Source organism: Aliarcobacter trophiarum LMG 25534 (assembly GCF_003355515.1).
Lineage (GTDB): Bacteria > Campylobacterota > Campylobacteria > Campylobacterales > Arcobacteraceae > Aliarcobacter > Aliarcobacter trophiarum.
In genome coordinates this window covers 1,597,794-1,616,936 of record NZ_CP031367.1, presented here as the reverse complement: position 1 = coordinate 1,616,936, position 19,143 = coordinate 1,597,794, and the positions used below count along the sequence as shown (strand labels likewise).

Here is a 19,143-nt window from a genome sequence, read left to right as displayed (position 1 = left end):
TAGAATACTTTTGTTTAAATTTAAGAAAAGAGGATTCTTTGAGATTAGAAGAAAGCTATAAGCACCTAGAAAAAATAGAGAATATTGGAGTAGTTTTAAGACCACAAAGTCCAAACCTAAAAGAGGCATATCTAAAAATAGAGAGGCTATTTAAAGAAAATAGTATAAATGTACTTTTAGAAGAAAATAGTGCAAATATGATAGATAAGAGTGGAATTAATTTTGATACTCTTTGTAAAAATATTGATTTCTTAATAAGTGTTGGTGGAGATGGAACTTTAATAGGAGTTGTAAGGAAATCTATTGGATATAATCTTCCAGTTTTAGGGATAAATTTAGGAACTTTAGGTTTTTTAACAGATATAAAACTTGAAGAGTTAGAGAATTTTATAGAGGATTTAATAAAAAATAACTACACAATAAGTCCAAGAATGATGATAGAAGCCACAATAAATGGTGAAAAAATTATGGCATTTAATGATTTAGTAATTGCTAGAAAAAACCTTTCAAGTATGCTTGAAATTAGAGCAAAAATTGATAATAAAGCCTTTAATACATATTTTGGAGATGGTTTAATTGTAGCAACTCCTAGTGGTTCAACTGCTTATAATCTCTCAGCTGGTGGTCCAATCGTACATCCACTCACAAATGCTTTTATTTTAACTCCAGTTGCTGCACATTCACTTACTCAAAGACCAATAGTAGTACCTGTTGATTTTGAAATAGAGTTTAAAACGCCAAATGATAAAGCAGCTGTAATAGTTGATGGACAAGAACTGTATGAGTTAAAAGAAGATGAATTAATAAGTATTAAAATATCAGAACAAAAAGCTTTAATGCTTCATAGATGTAGTAGAGACTATTTTGAAGTGTTAAGTGAAAAATTAAGATGGGGAAATTAGTTTGATAACTAGATTATATATAAAAAACTGCCTCTCTTTTCAAGAGGTGGAGTTAGAGTTTAATGGTGGATTAAATATTTTTACAGGTCCTAGTGGGGCTGGAAAATCAATACTTATGAGAGAGATACTGGCAATATTTGGTTTAGAAGATGTAAAATCTGAAATTGCTGAAATTAATTTAAACGACTCAAGAGTAAAAAATGAAGAGTTTGATATAAGTTTTGAAGAAGATATTATAATAAAAGCTATCAAAAAAGAGAAAACTAGATATTTTTTAAATAGTCAATCTTTATCAAAAAAAACATTGGGTGAAGTATCAAATAGCTTGATAAAATACTTAAGCCTTAGAGATACAAGTGATTTTAAAAGTGAAACTTTGATTGAATTCTTAGATAGATATGCAAATAAAAATTTTACAGAGTTTAAAGGTATAAAAACAGATTTTGATACAAGATATAAAGAGTTTATTGAAACTGAAAAAAGCTTAGCAAAATTAAAAGAAGATGAGAAGAATTTAGAAGATTTAAAAGAGTTTGCAAGATTTGAGATAGCAAAAATTGAAGAGATTAACCCAAAAGAGAATGAGTATGAAGAGTTAAATTTACTAAAAAAAGCTTTAGCAAAAAAGGAGAAGATAGAAGTTGCTAGCAAAAAAGCTTCAATAATTCTTGAAAATGTAAGCTCTGTAAATGAGCTACTTGAACTTTTAGAAGTTGATTCAAATTTTTTTGATGAAGCTATAAATGAGTTTACAAATATCTTAGAAAAAGCAAATGATACTTTAAGTGATCTTGAAGAGATAGATATTGAAGAGACCTTAAATAGAATAGAAAAAATCTCAGCACTTTTAAAAAGATTTGGAAGTATAAAAGAGTGTTTAGAGTACAAAGAGCAAAAACAAAAAGAGCTTGAAAATTATAATAATATTAGCTACAAAAAAGATGAATTAGAACAAAATTATAGTAAGTTAAATGAAATAGTTACTAATTTAGCTGGTAAAATTTCAGAATTTAGAGAGAAAAGTGTAGAGAATTTAGAGAAAAGTGTTAATTATTATTTGGAATTTTTATATTTAAATAGTGTAAAAATTAGTTTAAAAAATAAAAAACTGGATTTTAGTGGAGTTGATTTTGTTGAATTTGAGCTAAATGGAGTTGCTCTTTCAACTATAAGTAGTGGAGAGTATAATAGACTAAGATTGGCACTTCTAAGTGCAATTAGCCAGTTTGACATAGCAGACAATGGAGTACTTTTTTTAGATGAGATAGATGCAAATTTAAGTGGAAAAGAGAGTGAAGCTATATCAAAAGTTCTTATAAATTTAAGCAAAAATTACCAGATTTTTGCAATTTCTCATCAAATACAGTTAGCAAGTAGTGCAAATCAGCACTTTTTAGTAGAAAAAATAGATAATAATTCAACTGTCAGGATTTTGGATAATAATCAAAGAGTAAAAGAGATAGCAAGAATGATAAGTGGGGAAAATGTTACAAATGAAGCTTTAGATTTTGCCAAAAACTTATTAAAAATTTAAAATAATATAGCTTTTCTATAAAAAGTGCTATAATCATAGCATTTTATTGCATTGGAGCTACAAAATGTTAAAAAGTATATCTATAAAAGCAAAATTATTAATATTATCAATCGCTACAATTGTTTTAATATCTATAATTATTGCTATTGACTCAATATATTCACTGAAATCTTTTTCAGCTGATACTATAAATAAATACAAAGAAGAAGCTTATGCAAAAAAAGAGGAAGAGCTTAAAAATTATGTTTCACTAGCAATGAAAACAGTTGAAGCTTATTATGCAAGAACTTCTGTGGAGAAAGTTAAAGTAGAACTTGAAGAGGAGCTTCAAAAACAGACAATGTTCCTATTTTCTATCTTAGAAGCTGAATATGAAAAGTATAAAAATAGTCTTTCAGCTGAGGCTTTACAAGATAGATTGAAATCTATAGTAAACTCAACTAGATATGGCAAAACTGGCTATTTTTGGATAAATGACTTGAGTGCAGTTGTTTTAATTCATCCAATTAATCCAAAATTAAATAATAAAGATATGTATGATTATAAAGATCCAAATGGTAAACAAATCTTTAAAGAGTTTGCAGATATTGCGAAAAAAGACAAAGAGGGATTTATTGATTATGTTTGGCCAAAACCAGGCTTTGATTCTCCACAACTTAAAGTATCTTTTGTAAAGCTATTTACTCCTTATAATTGGGTTATTGGAACTGGTGAATATGTTGAAAATGCAACTGCAAAGATACAAGCAGAAGCTTTGAAAACAATAGGAGATATGAGATATGCAAATGGGGACTATTTTTGGATAAATGATTCCCATCCAAAGATGATACATCATCCAAATACTAAATTAAATGGGACAGATTTAAGCACTTATGCAGACCCTTATGGAACTAAGCTTTTTGTTGAAATGTCAAAAATTACAAATGAGAAAAAAGATGGTGGACTTGTAAAATATTATTGGGATAAGCCAGACAAAAAAAATGATCCAAAGGCTAAATTCTCTTATGTACAAAGATTTGCTCCATGGGATTGGATAATTGGAACAGGAGCTTATGTAGATGATATTGAAGCAGAAGTTGCTTTAATGGAGAAAAATACAAATAACCAAATAAAAAATATTATAGTTAGTATTTTTATATTCTCTTTAATTTCAGCAATTATTGCTATTGCTATTTATAATTTCTTTGTAAATAGAGGAATTATAAAACCACTAGATGAGTTAGATAGGGCTATAAATGATATTGCAAGTGGAAATGAGCAAACAAGCACTATAGCTAAAAAATCAGATGATGAGATAGGTAAAATTGTTGATAGTTTTAATGCATATATATCAAAATTAAAAGATGGATATATTGAAGATGGAAAAGTTATTGAAAATGTAGATAAGGTAATTGATAAGATTTCACAAGGTTTCTATGTATATAAGATAGAAAAAACATCTTCAAATCCACAAATTCAGAGATTAAGAGATTCTATTAATCATATGATTGAAAGAACAAATGATAATTTAACAAATCTAAATAACATACTAATAGAGTATGGAAACTCAAACTTCAAAGGAATTGATTCAAAAATTGATACTGGAAAAGTAAATGGCGTTATGAGTTCATTAGCAACTAGTACTCAATTAATAGGTCATACAGTTTCTGAATTTTTATCAATGATAGTTGCAACTGGAACAAAGTTAAATAATGATACAGGAGTCCTATCAAAATCAGCAAGAGAATTATCAACTTCTGCCAATGAACAAGCTGCTTCTTTGGAGCAAACGGCAGCTGCAGTTGAAGAGATTACAGCTATTATAAAACAAAGTGTTCAAAAAACTTCTCAAATGTCTATTTTGGCAAATGAGCTTCAAAAATCTTCAAAACAGGGTGAGAGTTTAGCCTCTCAAACAAATACTGCAATGGATGAGATAAATAAAGAGGTAAGCTCTATAAATGAAGCTATTGAGGTAATTGACCAAATAGCATTTCAAACGAATATTCTTTCACTAAATGCAGCAGTAGAAGCAGCAACAGCAGGAGAAGCAGGAAAAGGATTTGCGGTTGTTGCACAAGAGGTAAGAAATTTGGCAAATAGAAGTGCAGAAGCTGCAAAAGAGATAAAAGATATAGTAGAGAAAGCAACTTCAAAAGCAAATGAAGGAAAAGGTATAGCAAATAGCATGAAAGATGGCTATACAGAGCTTAATAAAAGGATAAATGAGACAATAGTTCTAATAGAAGATGTATCAAAAGGGAGTAAAGAAGAAGAAATAGGAATACTTCAAATAAATGATACAATAAATGTCCTAGATAGAGTAACACAAGTAAATGCTCAATCTTCAAGAGTAATAAGTAATTTAGCTCATGAAGCTTCTGATTTATCAAATAATCTTCTAAAAATTGCAGATAGAGCTAAGTTTAAACAAATAGACCCAAATACTATAGAAGATATAGAATTGGTATTTAAAGTTTCAAAACTTAAAAATGACCATATCAAATTTAAACTTGTAAACTTTGACAAAATAGGGCAAACTAAAACACCTTGGAGTGTTACAAAACCAACTGATTGTGATTTAGGGAAATGGATTAGTGAACAAGAACAAAAAGGTATGAATTTTACAAAAAATCAAAGTTGGAAGCATTTAAAAGAGCATCATGAGCTAGTTCATAATAGTGTACAAAACTATATAAATGAAGATTGTAAAGATGAACCAAATAGAGATTTATTAAAAAAATTATCTGAACAACTTGATATTTCAACTATTGAAGTATTTAAATCTTTAGACCAAGTAAAAGTTGATAATATAGTGCTTGTAAGTGAACAAAGTACTAAAGAGCTTGAAAAAGAAGTAAGTATAACAACAACTCCTAAGGAGAGTAATAAAAAAATAGAAGCAAAAGAGTTTAAATCAAACTCTAAAGATGATGAATGGGAGAGCTTTTAAGCTCTCTTCTTTTTACTAGATACTTAAAACTGAATATTTATTAAAAAATAGATATAATCTTCACTTAATTTTAATCAAAAATTTATTAAAAATAATCAAAGGAATTTTATGAATAAGCAAAAAGTAGAGTTGCTTAGCCCCGCTGGAAATTTAGAAAAATTAAAAATTGCAATAAATTATGGTGCAGATGCTGTATATGGTGGAGTTAGTCACTTTAGTTTAAGAATACGAGCTAGTAAAGAGTTTACATTTGAAACTTTTAAAGAGGGAATTAAATATGCTCATGAAAGAGGAAAAAAAGTATATGCCACAATCAATGGTTTTCCTTTTAATTCACAAATAGAGTTATTAAAAAAACATATTAAATCTATGGCAGAGTTAAAACCAGATGGATTTATAGTTGCAGCTCCTGGAGTTGTAAGACTTTGTAGAGAAATAGCTCCAGAGATAGATATTCATCTATCAACTCAAGCAAATGTTTTAAACTATCTTGATGCCCAAGTTTTTTGGGATATGGGTGTAAGAAGAATAGTTGTTGCTAGAGAGATATCTTTGAAAGATGTAGTTGAGATAAAAAAACATCTTCCAGATATGGAGATTGAGATTTTTGTTCATGGTTCTATGTGTTTTGCTTATAGCGGAAGATGTCTAATAAGTGCTGTTCAAATGGGAAGAGTTCCAAATAGAGGAAGTTGTGCAAATGATTGTAGGTTTGAATATACTTTATATGCTGGAAATGATGAGCATGGAAGTCTATTTAGACTTGAAGAAGAAGAGGGTGTTGGAACTTATATTTTTAACTCAAAAGATATGAATTTAGCATCTCATATTAAAGAGATACTTGATAGCGGAGCTGTTGATAGTTTAAAAATAGAAGGAAGAACAAAATCACCATACTATGCTGCTGTTACAGCAAAAGCATATAGAAGTGCAATTGATGATTATTATCTTGAAAAATTTGATGCACAAAAGTATCAAAAAGAGCTTTATACTACAAAAAATAGAGGTTTTACAGATGCTTATTTAATTCATAAACCATTTGAGAAAACTGATTCACAAAATCATAAGTATGCTCTAAGTAAAGGAAGTTATGAAGTAACTGGGCTTGTGACTGAAGATGAAAACCACTTTTTATGTAAATATAAAGTATATCCAAAGGAAGATATAGAGATTTTTACTCCACATAATACAGTTCTACAAGAGTGTGATAATGAGATAGGGAAAGTCTTTAAAAAAGATGATGGACTATATTATATAAATTTCAAAAAGATCTTAACAGAGAGTGGAAAAGAGTTAGATAGTGTTCATAGTGGAAATATAAATAAGATACAACTTCCTTGTTCTTTGCCTTATCTTACAATGTTTAGAGTAGAAAATATTGAAGATAATATAGATTAAGAAAAATGATATTTTTTAGAGTTACAAATAGTATAAATATTAAAATTACAGATGGAACTATTCTTAAGTATAATAGATTTAAAGCTCCTATTGGAATAGAAAATGAGACTATATATCTTACAACTTATGATGACTTCAATGATTTAAAAGATATTTTTTCAAAAGTTGATAAAAATAAATATAGTGCAAAAAGTATAAATGAGCAAAGTGTATTAAAGAATCAATCATTCCCAACACAATTGGGAGTAATTGTAGAAAATGAGAATATACAAAGAGTTGAATTTGAAGATCTAAAATTTTTAGAGTTAAAAGAGCAAAATCTTTTAAATCAATTAAAAAGTTTTCATAAAAGTAGTATAAAAGTTGCTATTATTGGAAGTTTAGGAAGTAGTATTAGCCAAATGATAAGTGGAATGGCTGCTCTTAGAATTTTTTATGATAAGTTAAAAGAGATATATAAAGTTGTAAAACTAGATATTTATATAAAAGCTTCAAATAACAGTTACTATAATAGGGATAAAAGTATATATTCAACTCAGGAGTATATAAATGATATTTTACCACTAGCAATAAATAGTAAAACTATTTGTGAATATGACTATTTTGTTGATAATAGTATTGATATTACAAAGATTTTGGATATAAATCCTGTAGATGCTTGGCTTTTTAAATTTGGAATAGATTATAAAAAAATACCAAATTTAGAAAAATTTTCACAACTTAAAACAGAACACTTTGAGCTTACTAAAGGTTTGAAAGAGAGAATACAAGAGAGTAAAAAAAGAGGAAAACTTCTTCTATTTCATCCATATAGTGCAAATATAAATAAATCTATTCCTCAAAACTTTGCTATAGAGATTTTAAAAGGTTTAATAGAAAAATTAGATGATTATATGATAGTTTCAACTCTTTTTATTGATAGTAAAATAAAAGCAGACAATTTCTTAGATTTATCAGCTTATTCAAAAACAATTGAAGATTTTATCTATATTGTATCATCATCAGATAAGTTAATTACTGCTTATACATCTGCTTTACATATTGCAGATTGTTTTATGATACCAACAGTATGTATAGCAACTTTTAAAGAGTACGAAGAGCAGCTAAAATATTATAACTATACAAAGACTATTTTTGTAAAAGATAGTTCAAAAAATCTATCAAAGTTTATCTATGAAAATGATATTTTAACTATAAATAAATTTGAAGAGTGGAAAAAACTAAAGCTAGAAAAGATTGTAGAACTCTTAGAAAGTTTTTGATATAATAGAGACTTTTAAAAATAAATAAATAGGAAAAAAAATGAAATTTGTATCAATAATTATGGGTAGTAAATCAGATTATGAAATTATGAAAAACTGTGCAGATACTTTTGAACAGTTTAATGTAAAGTATGAATTAATAATATCTTCGGCTCACAGAAGTCCAGAAAGAACAAAAGAGTATGTAAAAGATGCAGAAGAAAAAGGAGCAGTTGCATTTATAGCTGCTGCTGGAATGGCAGCTCACTTAGCAGGGGCATTAGCAGCAACTACAACTAAACCAATTATTGGAGTTCCTATGAAAGGTGGAGCAATGGATGGTATGGATGCTATGCTTTCAACTGTTCAAATGCCAGCAGGTATGCCTGTTGCTACAGTAGCTCTAGGACGTGCAGGGGCTATTAATGCGGCATATTTGGCAATGCAAATTTTAGCAATTAGCGATAAAGATTTAGCGATAAAACTAAAAGAAGATAGAATAGTAAAAGCAAAAGCTGTAGAGAGTGATTCAAAAGATATTGAAGTGATTTTATAATTGAAACCTATTGCACTATTTACTTTACCAAATTGTAAATGGTGCAAAGAGGCTATTATCTACTTAAAAAGTAAAAAGCTAAAATTTAATCAAATAGACTTAACAAAAAATAAGAAAGCCTTAAATGATTGCCAAAAAAGATGTTCTGGTGCACCAGTTTTTTTAGTTGGAGATGTTTGGATATGTGGCTTCGATAAAGATAAATTAAATAAAGAGTTAGGAATAAAATAAGATGATTACCTTTTCACAAATGTTATTAAAGCTTCAAGAGTTTTGGGCAAATGAGGGTTGTAATATTGTACAGCCTTATGATATACCATCGGGTGCAGGAACATTTCATCCAGCAACACTTTTAAGAAGTTTAGATAGTACTCCATGGAGTGTTGCATATGTGGCACCATCAAGAAGACCAACAGATGGAAGATATGGTGAAAACCCAAATAGGCTAGGAAGTTATTACCAGTTTCAAGTTTTAATAAAGCCTAGTCTTGAAAATATTCAAGATTTGTATCTTAAATCTTTGGAGTATCTAGGGCTTGATTTGAGCAGACACGATATTAGATTTGTAGAAGACAACTGGGAATCGCCAACATTGGGAGCTTGGGGCTTAGGTTGGGAAGTTTGGCTTGATGGTATGGAAGTTACTCAATTTACATATTTTCAACAAGTAGGAGGTATAGCTTGTGAACCTGTTGCTGTTGAGATCACTTATGGTACAGAGAGACTTGCTATGTATTTGCAAGGAGTTGATACTGTTTTTGATATTGTTTGGAATGAGAATAAATTTGGTAAAACAACTTATGCAGATGTTCATAAAGAGGGTGAGTACCAATTTTCAAAATATAACTTTGAAGTAGCAAATACAACTATGCTTTTTAGACATTTTGAAGATGCTTTTCTTGAATGTAAATCTTGTTTAGAAGCAGAGCTTCCACTTCCTGCATATGATCAATGTATGATAGCAAGTCATGCTTTTAATACACTAGATGCTAGAAAAGCAATAAGTGTAACTGAGAGACAAAACTATATTTTAAAGGTGCGAGAACTAGCTCAAAGTTGTGCTGTTATGTATAAAAACCAAGAAAAAGAGCGTCTAAAAAGAGTTGGTAAATAGTTTTGGCAAATTTAAAGATAAGTGAGATATATGATTATTTAAACACTATTAGTCCATTTGAATTACAGGAGAAGTGGGATAACTCAGGACTTCTTGTAGGAAATATGGAAGATAGTTTTGAAAACTTATATTTGAGTATGGATTTAGATTTGGAATTAGTACAAGTTTTAAAACCAAACTCTCTTGTAATTACACATCATCCGCTTATTTTTACTGGTTTAAAAAGATTAAATTATGATACATACTCATCAAAAATACTAAAAGAGTTAATAAAAAAAGATATAAGCCTTATATCAATGCACACAAATATAGATAAAACACACCTAAATAGATTTGTTGTTGAGGAGATTTTGAATTTTAAAATAAAAAATCAAAATGAATTTATTGCAAATGTTGAAGTAGATTTTAGTTTTGAAGAGCTTTTAAACTATTTGAGCAAAAAATTAAATTTAAAAAATATAAAGTATGTAAAAACTAAGGAAGATATTAAAACTTTGGCAATTTGTACAGGTTCAGCTATGAGCTTAATAGATGAGGTAGAAGCAGATTGCTTTATAACAGGAGATATAAAATATCACGATGCTATGGAGGCAAGAGCTAGAGGTTTGTCTTTAATTGATATAAGACACTATGAAAGTGAAAATCATTTTAATATACTTTTGGAAAAGCTATTAGAAGAGTATTTGAAAAAAAATAAATTAAAAGCTATAATAACAGCTTCAAAAAATCCATTTGAGTTTTTTTAAGGAGAAAACATTGAATAAATATTTACAAGATTTAATTGCTTTATCAAAGTATGATACAAGTATTAGTCAATTTGACCCAAAAATAGAGAATCAAAGAGCAAAATTAGCTGTTTTTGTAGAAACAGCAGAAGCACTAAAAGTTTCAATAAACAGTGTTTATTTAGAGATTGATGAGTTAAAATCTAAAAGAACAAAAAACAATATTCATTTAGCAGAGCTAAAAACAAAGCTAGATCAAATCGCTAAAAAGAACAAAGAAGTGACAAATGAGAAAGAGCTAAAAGCTTTACAACTTGAAGAAGAGATAGCAAAAGAACAAGTTAGCTTTGCAAATGAAGAGATTGAAAGATTTGATAAATTAACAGTTGCAAAAGAGGATAAACTCAAAGAACTTCAAGAGAAGTTAAAAACGGAAGAAGAGGATATAAAAGAGGTTAAAGTTGCCGTTGATAATGAGATTGAGGCAATAAATAAAGATAGAAATATTGTTTATGATAAAAGAAATGAGCTTTTAGGTCAATTTGATAAGAAAATTTTAACTTTTTATGAAAAAATAAAAAGATGGGCAAAAGACACAGCTGTAGTTCCTGTAAAACAACAAGCTTGTTATGGATGCTTTATGAAAATAAATGACAAAACTTATTCTGAAGTAATCAAAGGCGAAGAGATAGTAAACTGTCTTCACTGTGGAAGAATTCTTTATAAAGGCGAAGAAGAAACAACTGCAACAGAGGCTTAATTTGAGCCTTTTTGCCATTTTTTATAATTTTATATTATTTTCAGTATATATAGTATTAATACCATATCTACTTTATAAATCAAAAAATCAAAAATATAAAGATGCAATTCCTGCAAAATTTTTCTTAAAAAATAACCCAAAATTTGAAAAATCTGGTGTTTGGTTCCACTCTTGTTCTATGGGTGAAGTAAGGGCTATTAAGCCAATTATCAAAGAGTTTGAAGATAAAGCAAACATTAGTGTTATTACAAATACAGGATTTAATGAAGCAAAGGCTATTTGTAAAAATGTTAGATTTTTACCCTTTGAGATATTTTTACCATTTTGGATAAATAAACAGAAGGTTTTGGTGGTTATGGAAGCTGAGCTTTGGTATATGCTTTTTTTATTTGCCAAAAAAAAAGGTGCAAAAACTTTACTTATTAATGCTAGAATTTCAGATAAATCATATAAATCATATCTTAGATTTAGATTCTTTTATAAGAAAGTTTTTGAAAATATAGATAAAGTTTTTGCACAAAGCGAAATTGACAAGAGAAGATTAGAAGAGCTTGGAGCTTTAAATGTGGAAGTAGTGGGAAATATAAAACTAGCCCAACTACCACAAAGAAAAGCTCTTTTTAAAAAACCAAATATTACAACAATAGTTGCAGCAAGCACGCATGAAGGTGAAGAAGAGCTAATTTTAAATGCTTATAAGAAGGAGTTTGGGAAATTAATTATAGTTCCTAGACATCCAGAGAGATTTATAAAAGTTGAAGAGATAATAAAAGATTTTATAAAAGATAAAAACCTTGAGTTTCATAAGTTTAGTGTTAAAGAGGATTTCTCTAGTGATATAGTTTTGGTAGATAAATTAGGAATTCTAAATGATATTTATGAAATAGGAGATATCACAATTTTAGGTGGAGCATTTGCTAAGGTTGGTGGACACAATCCTATAGAACCTGCTTTTTTCAAAAATGTGATTATTAGTGGAAAAAATATTTTTAATCAAAAATCACTTTTTGAGTGTATAAAAAACTACTATTTAATAGAAAATAGTGAGTTAAAAGAGTATTTAGAAAAAGCAAATACTCTTTTAAAACCAGAATTAACAAAAGAGGGCTCTTTTGAGCCTATAATAAAGGAGATAAAAAGATGGCAGTAGGATATGATAAAGCATACAAACTTTTAGCAATACAAGAGAAAATATCAAATGCAAAAGCAAAAGATTTAATTGATAGAGGTTTGGTAAAAGTTGGTGATAAAAAAGTAATGATTGCTAGAGGAGAGATTAAAACTGATACAAAATTTAGTGTAAAAGAGTTAGCAAAAACAAAGATTATTTTTGAAGATGATAATATCTTAGTAGTTGATAAACCAGCATTTGTAACAGCAGATGAAGTTGCAAAGAGTTTTAAAAATGCAATACTTCTAAATAGACTTGATAAAGAGACAAGTGGTGTTATGATGTTTGCAAAAAATGAAGAGTTTCAAAAAAAAGCTATAAAAGAGTTTGCACAAAATAGGGTTTATAAAGAGTATGTAGCTATTGTTGAAGGTAAAGTAATTGAAGAGATAGTAATAGATAAACCAATTTTAACAACAAAAGATAGAGGGGTTGCTAAATCAAAAGTTGATAAAAATGGAAAAAGTGCGAAAACAACTGTTTATCCGCTTTTAGTTGAAGGAAATAAGTCAAAAATAAAATTAGTAATTGAAAGTGGAAGAACTCATCAAATAAGAGTTCACCTGAATTTTGCTGGTTTACCAATAATTGGAGATGCTATTTATGGAAGAGTGGCTTCAAATGTAAATAGAGTATTACTTCACTCAAAAATTACAAAAATTTTCGATTACACATTTGAAGCAAAGGAACCAAAAGAGTTTAAAGTGTATGACTTTAGCTAGTTTTAAGTTATATAAAATACAAAAGCCTTATAAATAGGCTTTTTTTAAAAATATAAACTAAAGAAATACTTAAAATTTTATTTTTATTTTAAACTATATTAAAGTAAAAATTAAATAAAATCCAAAAATAAAAAATATGGAGAAGCATTTTGTTTGATTCAATAACAGGTTCGTTAAAAGGAATAATAGGAAAGATTAGACATCAAGATGATGTAGCATCGTTAAATCGTGCTACATCTGAGCTGAAAAAAGCTTTTCTAAAAGCTGATGTTCATCATAAAACTACAAAAGATTTACTAAACTCTATTGAAATTGAGACAAAAAAGTTAGGAATTGGACAAAATAACTTCATAAAGGTATTAAAACAAGAGCTAGAGAGAGTTTTAACAGCAAATGGAAATCAAGGTTTTGTATTTGCTTCAACACCTCCAACTGTTATTTTAATGACAGGACTTCAAGGAAGTGGAAAGACAACAACGACTGGAAAATTAGCAAACTATTTGAAAGTAAGAAATAAAAAAGTTATGGTAGTTGCTTGTGACTTACAAAGATTAGCGGCAGTTGAACAGTTAAGACAAATTGCAAATCAAATTGATGTTGAGATATATTTTGATGAGAATGAAAAAAATCCTATAAAAATTGCTAAAGCTGCAGTTGAAAAGGCAAAAAAAGAGCATTTTGATGTAGTCTTAGTAGATACTGCTGGACGACTTGCTATTGATGAAGAGCTTATGGATGAGCTAAAAGATATTAAAAATGGTATAAACCCAAATGAGATATTTTATGTTGCAGACTCAATGACAGGCCATGATGCTACAAAAACTGCTATCACATTCAAAGAAAAAATTGGAATTGATGGGGTAGTTTTATCAAAATATGACGGAGATACAAAAGGTGGAGTGGCCCTAAGTATTGCTTCTCAAGTTGAAGTTCCTTTAAGATTTATTGGTATTGGTGAAAAAATGCCAGACTTAGAAGTTTTTATTCCAGATAGAATTGTTTCAAGACTTTTGGGGCTTGGGGATATCGCTGGTTTAGCTGAGAAAACATCAACAATTTTTGATGAGAAAAAAGCAAAAGAAGTTAGCAAAAAAATCAAAAAAGGTGAGTTTAACTTTAATGATTTTTTAGAGCAACTATCTATGATGAGTAAATTAGGTAGTTTAAAATCAATTATTGGAATGATACCAGGATTAAGTAGTGCAATGCCAGCTTTAAAAGATATGGATTTTGAAAACTCTGTTGAGATAAAAAGAATTAAAGCACTTATTTCATCTATGACACCAAAAGAGAGAGAAAATCCTGATTTACTAAATCCTAGTCGAAAAAAGAGAATCTCAAGTGGAGCAGGACTTAGTGAAGTTCAAGTAAATAAGATTTTAAAACAGTTTAAGAGTGCTTCAAAGATGGCGAAACAGCTTTCAAGTAAAGGTGGAATGAAAGGTTTACATAATATGCTTTCTCAAGTAGGAGCAAATGGAATGCCAAAAATTCCAAGATAATAAAATAAATAGTGTTGAGCTATAAACTTTTTGGGAGTTTAAAGCTCAATACTATAAATAAAAAAAGGATAAAACATGACAGTGATTAGATTAACAAGAATGGGAAGAAATAAAAAACCATTTTACAGAATAGTTGTAACAGACTCAAGAAAAAGAAGAGATTCAGGATGGATTGAATCAATTGGTTATTTTAACCCAGTTGTAGAGCCTCAAGTTCTTAAAATTGATGAAGAGAGATATAACTATTGGATAAGTGTTGGTGCAAAACCATCTGAAAAAGTTAAAAAATTAGCTTCAAGATAATAGTTTAAGCTAAAATGATAATAAATTTTATAGAAAACTATGCAAAACTAGTTGTTGCAGTCCCAGAAGATGTTGTTGTAACAAAAGAGCAGATTGATGATAATTTTATTGAAATTACAGTAAGTGTAAATAGTGTTGATATAGGAAAGCTTATTGGAAAGAATGGAAATATGATAAATGCTTTAAAAACAATTGCAAATGGTTGTAAAGCAAAAGATGGAATATCTTATAAAATACAAGTAGTTACAAAATAGAATGAGTAAAGTTTATGTTGCAAAACTTGGGAAAGCAGTTGGTCTTCAAGGTCATTTACGACTTTTTATAGACTCTGATTTTCCAGAACAGTTTAAAAAGGGTGCTGTTTTTACAACAAATAGGAATTTAGAGATTAAAGTTCTTGATTATAATAAAGAGAGAGAGCTAGTTAGATTTGAAAACTATTTAGATGTAGAAGTAGCTAAAAAACTTACAAATAGTGAACTATTTACCACTCAAGAAGCTACAAAAGAGTTTTGTAAATTAAAAGAGAATGAGTTCTTTTGGTTTGATTTAATTTCTTGTGAGATTTTTGAAAATGATTTACTGCTAGGAAAAGTAAAGGATATTCATAGATATCCACTCAATGATTATTTAGAGATAGAGACTTCTAGAGAGCTTATTTCAAAAGAGCTCCCAAAAGTATTTTTGATACCACATATTTTTGATAAGTTTATAGAAAAAGTAGATATAGAGAACAAAAGAATTTTTGTAAAAAATGCTTTTGATATTTTAGAAAACTCTTAAACTCTTTTTTTAATAGTTACATCTTTTATCAAACTCTTCTTTTGTCATCTCTAAAGAGTAAGCCTCTTTAAACCCATTCTTAAGAAGACTAGAGAGCAAATTGTCTCTTATACTATCTTCCAAAAACGGACCATAGTATAATTCTATTATATTTTCATCATCTCTACAAAGAAGTATATCTGCATTTACTATAACTATTTTATCTAAATATTTTTTGTTTAGATTACCTTTTATTTTAGCAACATTTATAAGTTTTAGAAATTCTAATGAGTCTGTTTGTGTAGAATTTTGACTAATTATTTGTATCTCATCTTTTATTGATTCTACTTGCTTTTTATCTTCATCTTTATTTAGGATAGTTAAATTTTCTTTATTGTTAATATCATTCTTTTTAGATTCTTCTATACTATTAGCTTCATTTAAAGGTAAAGGAAGTTCTTCTTTTCCCTCATTTTTATCTTTTAAATTATTTACAAGATTAAAAACAGGAGATAACTTTTTCTCCTCTTCAAGAAGTTTTTGTTCTTTCTCTTTTTGGTACTCTAAATTTTTATTTGTAAGTAGTTCTAGTTGTTCATTTAATTTTTCTGGCTCAAGATTATTAAAATCAAATTTCTTTTCAGAAATTTCTTCTTCTTGTGTTATGTTTTCAACAATATTTTCAGTTTTCTCTATAGAAGATAAAACCTCATTTTGAACTTTATCATCTTTATCGTCTTTAAAAATAAACAAGAGAATTAAGATTATTAAAAATATGATTAAAATACCAATTACAGCAAATAGTATTTTTTTTATAAGAAGAGTTTTATCTCTCTTCGCCTCTTCTTGTTCCTCACTATTTTGTATTACTTGCTCTTCACTATCTTTATTAGTTGTTTCCATTTTTTACTTCTTCTAATTTTTTCTCTTTTTGTTTTTCGTAATATCTTTGCCTATACTCTTTTAGTTGTTCTTTTTTTCTCTCTCTATACTCTTTATCGTACTCAAGTCTCTTCTCTTTATTTTGCTCGTAGTAATCTTTCTTTGAAGTTTTATACTCTTCTATCTTCTTTTTGATAGTCTCTTGTCTGCTATCCATATATAACTTTTGACTTTTTACAATTTCTTTCATTTTTTGCAAAAAGCCATCATCTTTTAGTTCATTTTCGTAATCTATCTCTTTTTTGAGCTTACTTTTTAGGTAATAAGCTCTTTTCTTCTCTTTATGCTTTGAGAAATTTCTCTCTCTTCTTTTTTTTAACTCTTCTAAATTCATAATTACTTAAAAGCTATAGTTAATTTTTCAACCTATTTACAGTATCAAGCATACTATCAGCAGTTGTGATAGCCTTTGAGTTTGCCTCATAAGCTCTTTGTGCTGTAATTAAATCAACCATTTCATTTACAAGTTTAACATTTGAACTTTCAACCATAGCTTGTCTTAATCCACCAAATTGATCTGTTGTAGGATTTCCTTCAACAACATCTCCGCTAGCATCTGTTTGTAAGAAAAGAGAATCTCCCAAAGGTGCTAAACCAGCAGGATTTATAAAATCAGCTAAAATAATTTGTCCTAAATCTATTGTATCTCCAGTCTGAGGATCTCTAGCTGTTACAATTCCATCATTTCCAATGCTTATATCTTTTGCATTTTGAGGAACAACTATTTCAGGTTCAAGAGCATAACCATTTCCATTTACTATTGTTCCATCAGCATCAAGTTTGAAGTTACCATTTCTGCTATATGCTATTTCACCACTAGGAAGTGTAATTTGGAAAAAACCTTTTCCAACAATAGCAATATCAAGTGGATTTCCAGTTGGTTTTAAGTCACCTTCTGTGAAGTTTTTTTGAATATTTGCCAATCTAACACCAAGACCAACATCAATTCCTGTCGGGTTTAAAGTGTCTTGAGTTGTTTGACCAGCTGTATAGTTTAAAGATTCATAAATTAAATCTTGAAACTCTGCTCTATCTTGTTTAAAACCAGTTGTATTTACATTTGCAATATTGTGTGAAGTTACATCAATTTGGCTCTGCATAGCATTCATTCCAGTTGCTGCTGTATAAAGTCCTCTTATCATAGGAAATCTCCTTTATTAATGATTATATATTATATTTTAAGAAGGATTAATTTTAGATAAATCTAAATCCTTAAAAAAACTATTTTTAAGTAAAATTTTAAAACAAATTAAATATAATGCATACTTTATTGGAATAATTTTAATATAAAGAGGGAAAAATGAGAATTCTAATAGTTGATGATAGTTCAACAATGAGAAGAATTATTGGAAACGTTGTAATGCAACTAGGTTTTAGCAAAGAGAGTTTTGATGAAGCTGAAGATGGATTGAAAGCTTGGAAACTTCTTACTGAAGGGCATTATGATATTATTTTAACAGATTGGAATATGCCAAATATGAACGGCCTTGAGCTTGTTAAAAAAGTCAGAAGTGAAGGAACACATCAAAAAACACCAATTATTATGATTACAACCGAAGGTGGAAAAGGAGAGGTTATTGCAGCTTTAAAAGCTGGTGTAAATAACTATATTGTAAAACCATTTAATGCGGAAGTTTTAAAAGAGAAATTAGATGGGGTTATTAAAAAATAAAAAAGGTTTATTATGAGTATGAGTCAAGAAGATATTGAAGCCTTAATGAATGGTTTAGATATACCAGCTCAAGATAGTGCTGAAGTTACCAAGGAAGAAGCTGTAGAAGAAGAGAAGGTAAACACAAAAGAGATAGAAGAGCTTTTATTACAAGTAGAAAAAAGTGAAGAAAAAGAGAGTGTTGTACCAGCTACTGAAAAAAAGATAAGTGAGATAGGTGAACTTTTAAATGATATTGAAGATGGTATTTTAACAGAAGATAATGTTTTGGACGCTAAAGACTCTTTAGAAAAAGAAGAGGTAATAAATAAATCTAAGACAGATGATGACATTGTAAAAGAGTGGTCTTCTTCAAAAATAAGTGAAGGAGTTTTCCCTTTTCCTGCTGAAAATGATACAAAAGTTGTAAGCCAATTAAGCCAAGTAGCAAATGACTCAGAAGAGAAAGTTTCTCAGATATTTGATGTCTTAAGTCTCACATTGGATAATAATACAGAGGTGAGAAAAAAGATAAAAGAGTATGAAGAGTTTATTCTGTCTCAAAATAAACTTTTAAACTCTTTATCAAATAAGTTTCCAAAAATTGGCGTTTTTCAAGAGCAATTAGATAAAGTAAAGAGTTTTGAAAGCTCAATTAAGGGTTTAAAAACCCTTTTAGATGATGAAGATATGCATATTTTTCAAGGTATGGAACTTATGCAGTTCAACGATATAAATAGACAAAAAATTGAAAGAGTTATGTCAGTTATTAGAAAACTATCTATATATCTAAATAACCTTTTTGAAGATGAAAATCCAAAAGATTTGCCAATGGCTAGGCATATCCATGGAGATAAGGATACTGAAGATCTTGTGGGTGATGATTTAGATAAGCTAATAGCTGAATTTAATAAATAAGGAAATATAA

The 19,143-nt window shown here is 28.6% G+C and carries 21 protein-coding genes; 18 read left to right on the top strand and 3 right to left on the bottom strand.

The genetic code is table 11. The features are described from left to right. The first annotated feature begins 38 nt into the window (after positions 1–38). The 16 genes from ATR_RS08335 to rimM all read left to right on the top strand — a co-directional run bounded on the left by ATR_RS08335 (position 39) and on the right by rimM (position 15,643). Positions 39–902: an NAD(+)/NADH kinase gene (locus tag ATR_RS08335; protein WP_115428976.1), complete on the top strand. Its 864-nt coding sequence runs from the start codon at positions 39–41 to the stop codon at positions 900–902. 1 nt (position 903) lies between these two features. After that, complete coding sequence (locus ATR_RS08330) at positions 904–2,436, top strand: AAA family ATPase (RefSeq protein ID WP_115428975.1); 1,533 nt, start codon at positions 904–906, stop codon at positions 2,434–2,436. A gap of 64 nt (positions 2,437–2,500) precedes the next feature. Then, complete coding sequence (locus ATR_RS08325; RefSeq protein WP_115428974.1) at positions 2,501–5,368, top strand: cache domain-containing protein; 2,868 nt, start codon at positions 2,501–2,503, stop codon at positions 5,366–5,368. 108 nt (positions 5,369–5,476) lie between these two features. Beyond that, the gene (locus tag ATR_RS08320; protein ID WP_115428973.1) at positions 5,477–6,766 is read left to right on the top strand and encodes a peptidase U32 family protein; all 1,290 of its coding nucleotides are present in this window, start codon (positions 5,477–5,479) and stop codon (positions 6,764–6,766) included. A gap of 5 nt (positions 6,767–6,771) precedes the next feature. Further along, positions 6,772–8,028 carry a glycosyltransferase family 9 protein gene (locus ATR_RS08315; protein ID WP_115428972.1) on the top strand — a complete coding sequence of 419 codons (1,257 nt, stop codon included), beginning with the start codon at positions 6,772–6,774 and terminating at the stop codon, positions 8,026–8,028. Positions 8,029–8,068: 40 nt separating this feature from the next. Beyond that, positions 8,069–8,563, top strand: a complete 495-nt coding sequence (gene purE / locus ATR_RS08310; protein WP_115428971.1) for a 5-(carboxyamino)imidazole ribonucleotide mutase — start codon at positions 8,069–8,071, stop codon at positions 8,561–8,563. Beyond that, positions 8,564–8,794, top strand: a complete 231-nt coding sequence (locus ATR_RS08305) for a glutaredoxin family protein (protein ID WP_115428970.1) — start codon at positions 8,564–8,566, stop codon at positions 8,792–8,794. It begins immediately after the preceding gene. A 1-nt stretch (position 8,795) separates the two neighbouring features. Continuing rightward, complete coding sequence (gene glyQ / locus ATR_RS08300; RefSeq protein WP_115428969.1) at positions 8,796–9,677, top strand: glycine--tRNA ligase subunit alpha; 882 nt, start codon at positions 8,796–8,798, stop codon at positions 9,675–9,677. Between the two features lie 2 nt (positions 9,678–9,679). Beyond that, positions 9,680–10,423 carry a Nif3-like dinuclear metal center hexameric protein gene (locus ATR_RS08295; RefSeq protein WP_115428968.1) on the top strand — a complete coding sequence of 248 codons (744 nt, stop codon included), beginning with the start codon at positions 9,680–9,682 and terminating at the stop codon, positions 10,421–10,423. Positions 10,424–10,433: 10 nt separating this feature from the next. Beyond that, positions 10,434–11,162 (top strand): zinc ribbon domain-containing protein, encoded by a 729-nt coding sequence (locus tag ATR_RS08290; RefSeq protein WP_115428967.1) that lies wholly within the window; start codon positions 10,434–10,436, stop codon positions 11,160–11,162. Between the two features lies 1 nt (position 11,163). Next, on the top strand, positions 11,164–12,312 hold the full coding sequence (waaA, locus tag ATR_RS08285) for a lipid IV(A) 3-deoxy-D-manno-octulosonic acid transferase (protein WP_115428966.1): 1,149 nt from the start codon (positions 11,164–11,166) through the stop codon (positions 12,310–12,312). Next, positions 12,303–13,055, top strand: coding sequence for a pseudouridine synthase family protein (locus ATR_RS08280; RefSeq protein ID WP_115428965.1), 753 nt, complete (start codon positions 12,303–12,305; stop codon positions 13,053–13,055). Before waaA ends, ATR_RS08280 begins: the two co-directional genes overlap by 10 nt. A gap of 149 nt (positions 13,056–13,204) precedes the next feature. Further along, positions 13,205–14,557: a signal recognition particle protein gene (gene ffh, locus ATR_RS08275; RefSeq protein WP_115428964.1), complete on the top strand. Its 1,353-nt coding sequence runs from the start codon at positions 13,205–13,207 to the stop codon at positions 14,555–14,557. Positions 14,558–14,632: 75 nt separating this feature from the next. Then, positions 14,633–14,860, top strand: a complete 228-nt coding sequence (gene rpsP, locus ATR_RS08270) for a 30S ribosomal protein S16 (RefSeq protein ID WP_115428963.1) — start codon at positions 14,633–14,635, stop codon at positions 14,858–14,860. 14 nt (positions 14,861–14,874) lie between these two features. Further along, entirely contained in the window at positions 14,875–15,114 is a 240-nt protein-coding gene (locus tag ATR_RS08265; protein ID WP_115428962.1) for a KH domain-containing protein, read from the top strand. Between the two features lies 1 nt (position 15,115). After that, positions 15,116–15,643 (top strand): ribosome maturation factor RimM, encoded by a 528-nt coding sequence (rimM, locus tag ATR_RS08260; RefSeq protein WP_115428961.1) that lies wholly within the window; start codon positions 15,116–15,118, stop codon positions 15,641–15,643. A gap of 9 nt (positions 15,644–15,652) precedes the next feature. Here rimM and ATR_RS08255 read toward each other — a convergent pair whose 3' ends face one another. From ATR_RS08255 to flgG, 3 genes are read right to left on the bottom strand one after another with little or no spacing between them, the layout of a single operon-like run. Further along, positions 15,653–16,525, bottom strand: a complete 873-nt coding sequence (locus ATR_RS08255) for a hypothetical protein (protein WP_115428960.1) — start codon at positions 16,523–16,525, stop codon at positions 15,653–15,655. Then, positions 16,512–16,898, bottom strand: coding sequence for a hypothetical protein (locus ATR_RS08250; protein ID WP_115428959.1), 387 nt, complete (start codon positions 16,896–16,898; stop codon positions 16,512–16,514). Before ATR_RS08250 ends, ATR_RS08255 begins: the two co-directional genes overlap by 14 nt. Positions 16,899–16,917: 19 nt before the next feature. After that, positions 16,918–17,706 (bottom strand): flagellar basal-body rod protein FlgG, encoded by a 789-nt coding sequence (flgG, locus tag ATR_RS08245; RefSeq protein ID WP_115428958.1) that lies wholly within the window; start codon positions 17,704–17,706, stop codon positions 16,918–16,920. A gap of 158 nt (positions 17,707–17,864) precedes the next feature. On the opposite strand from flgG, the gene ATR_RS08240 reads away from it, so the two are divergent. Together ATR_RS08240 and ATR_RS08235 are read left to right on the top strand one after the other, a co-directional pair. Then, positions 17,865–18,236 carry a response regulator gene (locus ATR_RS08240; RefSeq protein ID WP_115428957.1) on the top strand — a complete coding sequence of 124 codons (372 nt, stop codon included), beginning with the start codon at positions 17,865–17,867 and terminating at the stop codon, positions 18,234–18,236. Between the two features lie 12 nt (positions 18,237–18,248). Further along, on the top strand, positions 18,249–19,133 hold the full coding sequence (locus tag ATR_RS08235; protein ID WP_115428956.1) for a hypothetical protein: 885 nt from the start codon (positions 18,249–18,251) through the stop codon (positions 19,131–19,133). The last annotated feature ends 10 nt before the right edge of the window (positions 19,134–19,143 follow it).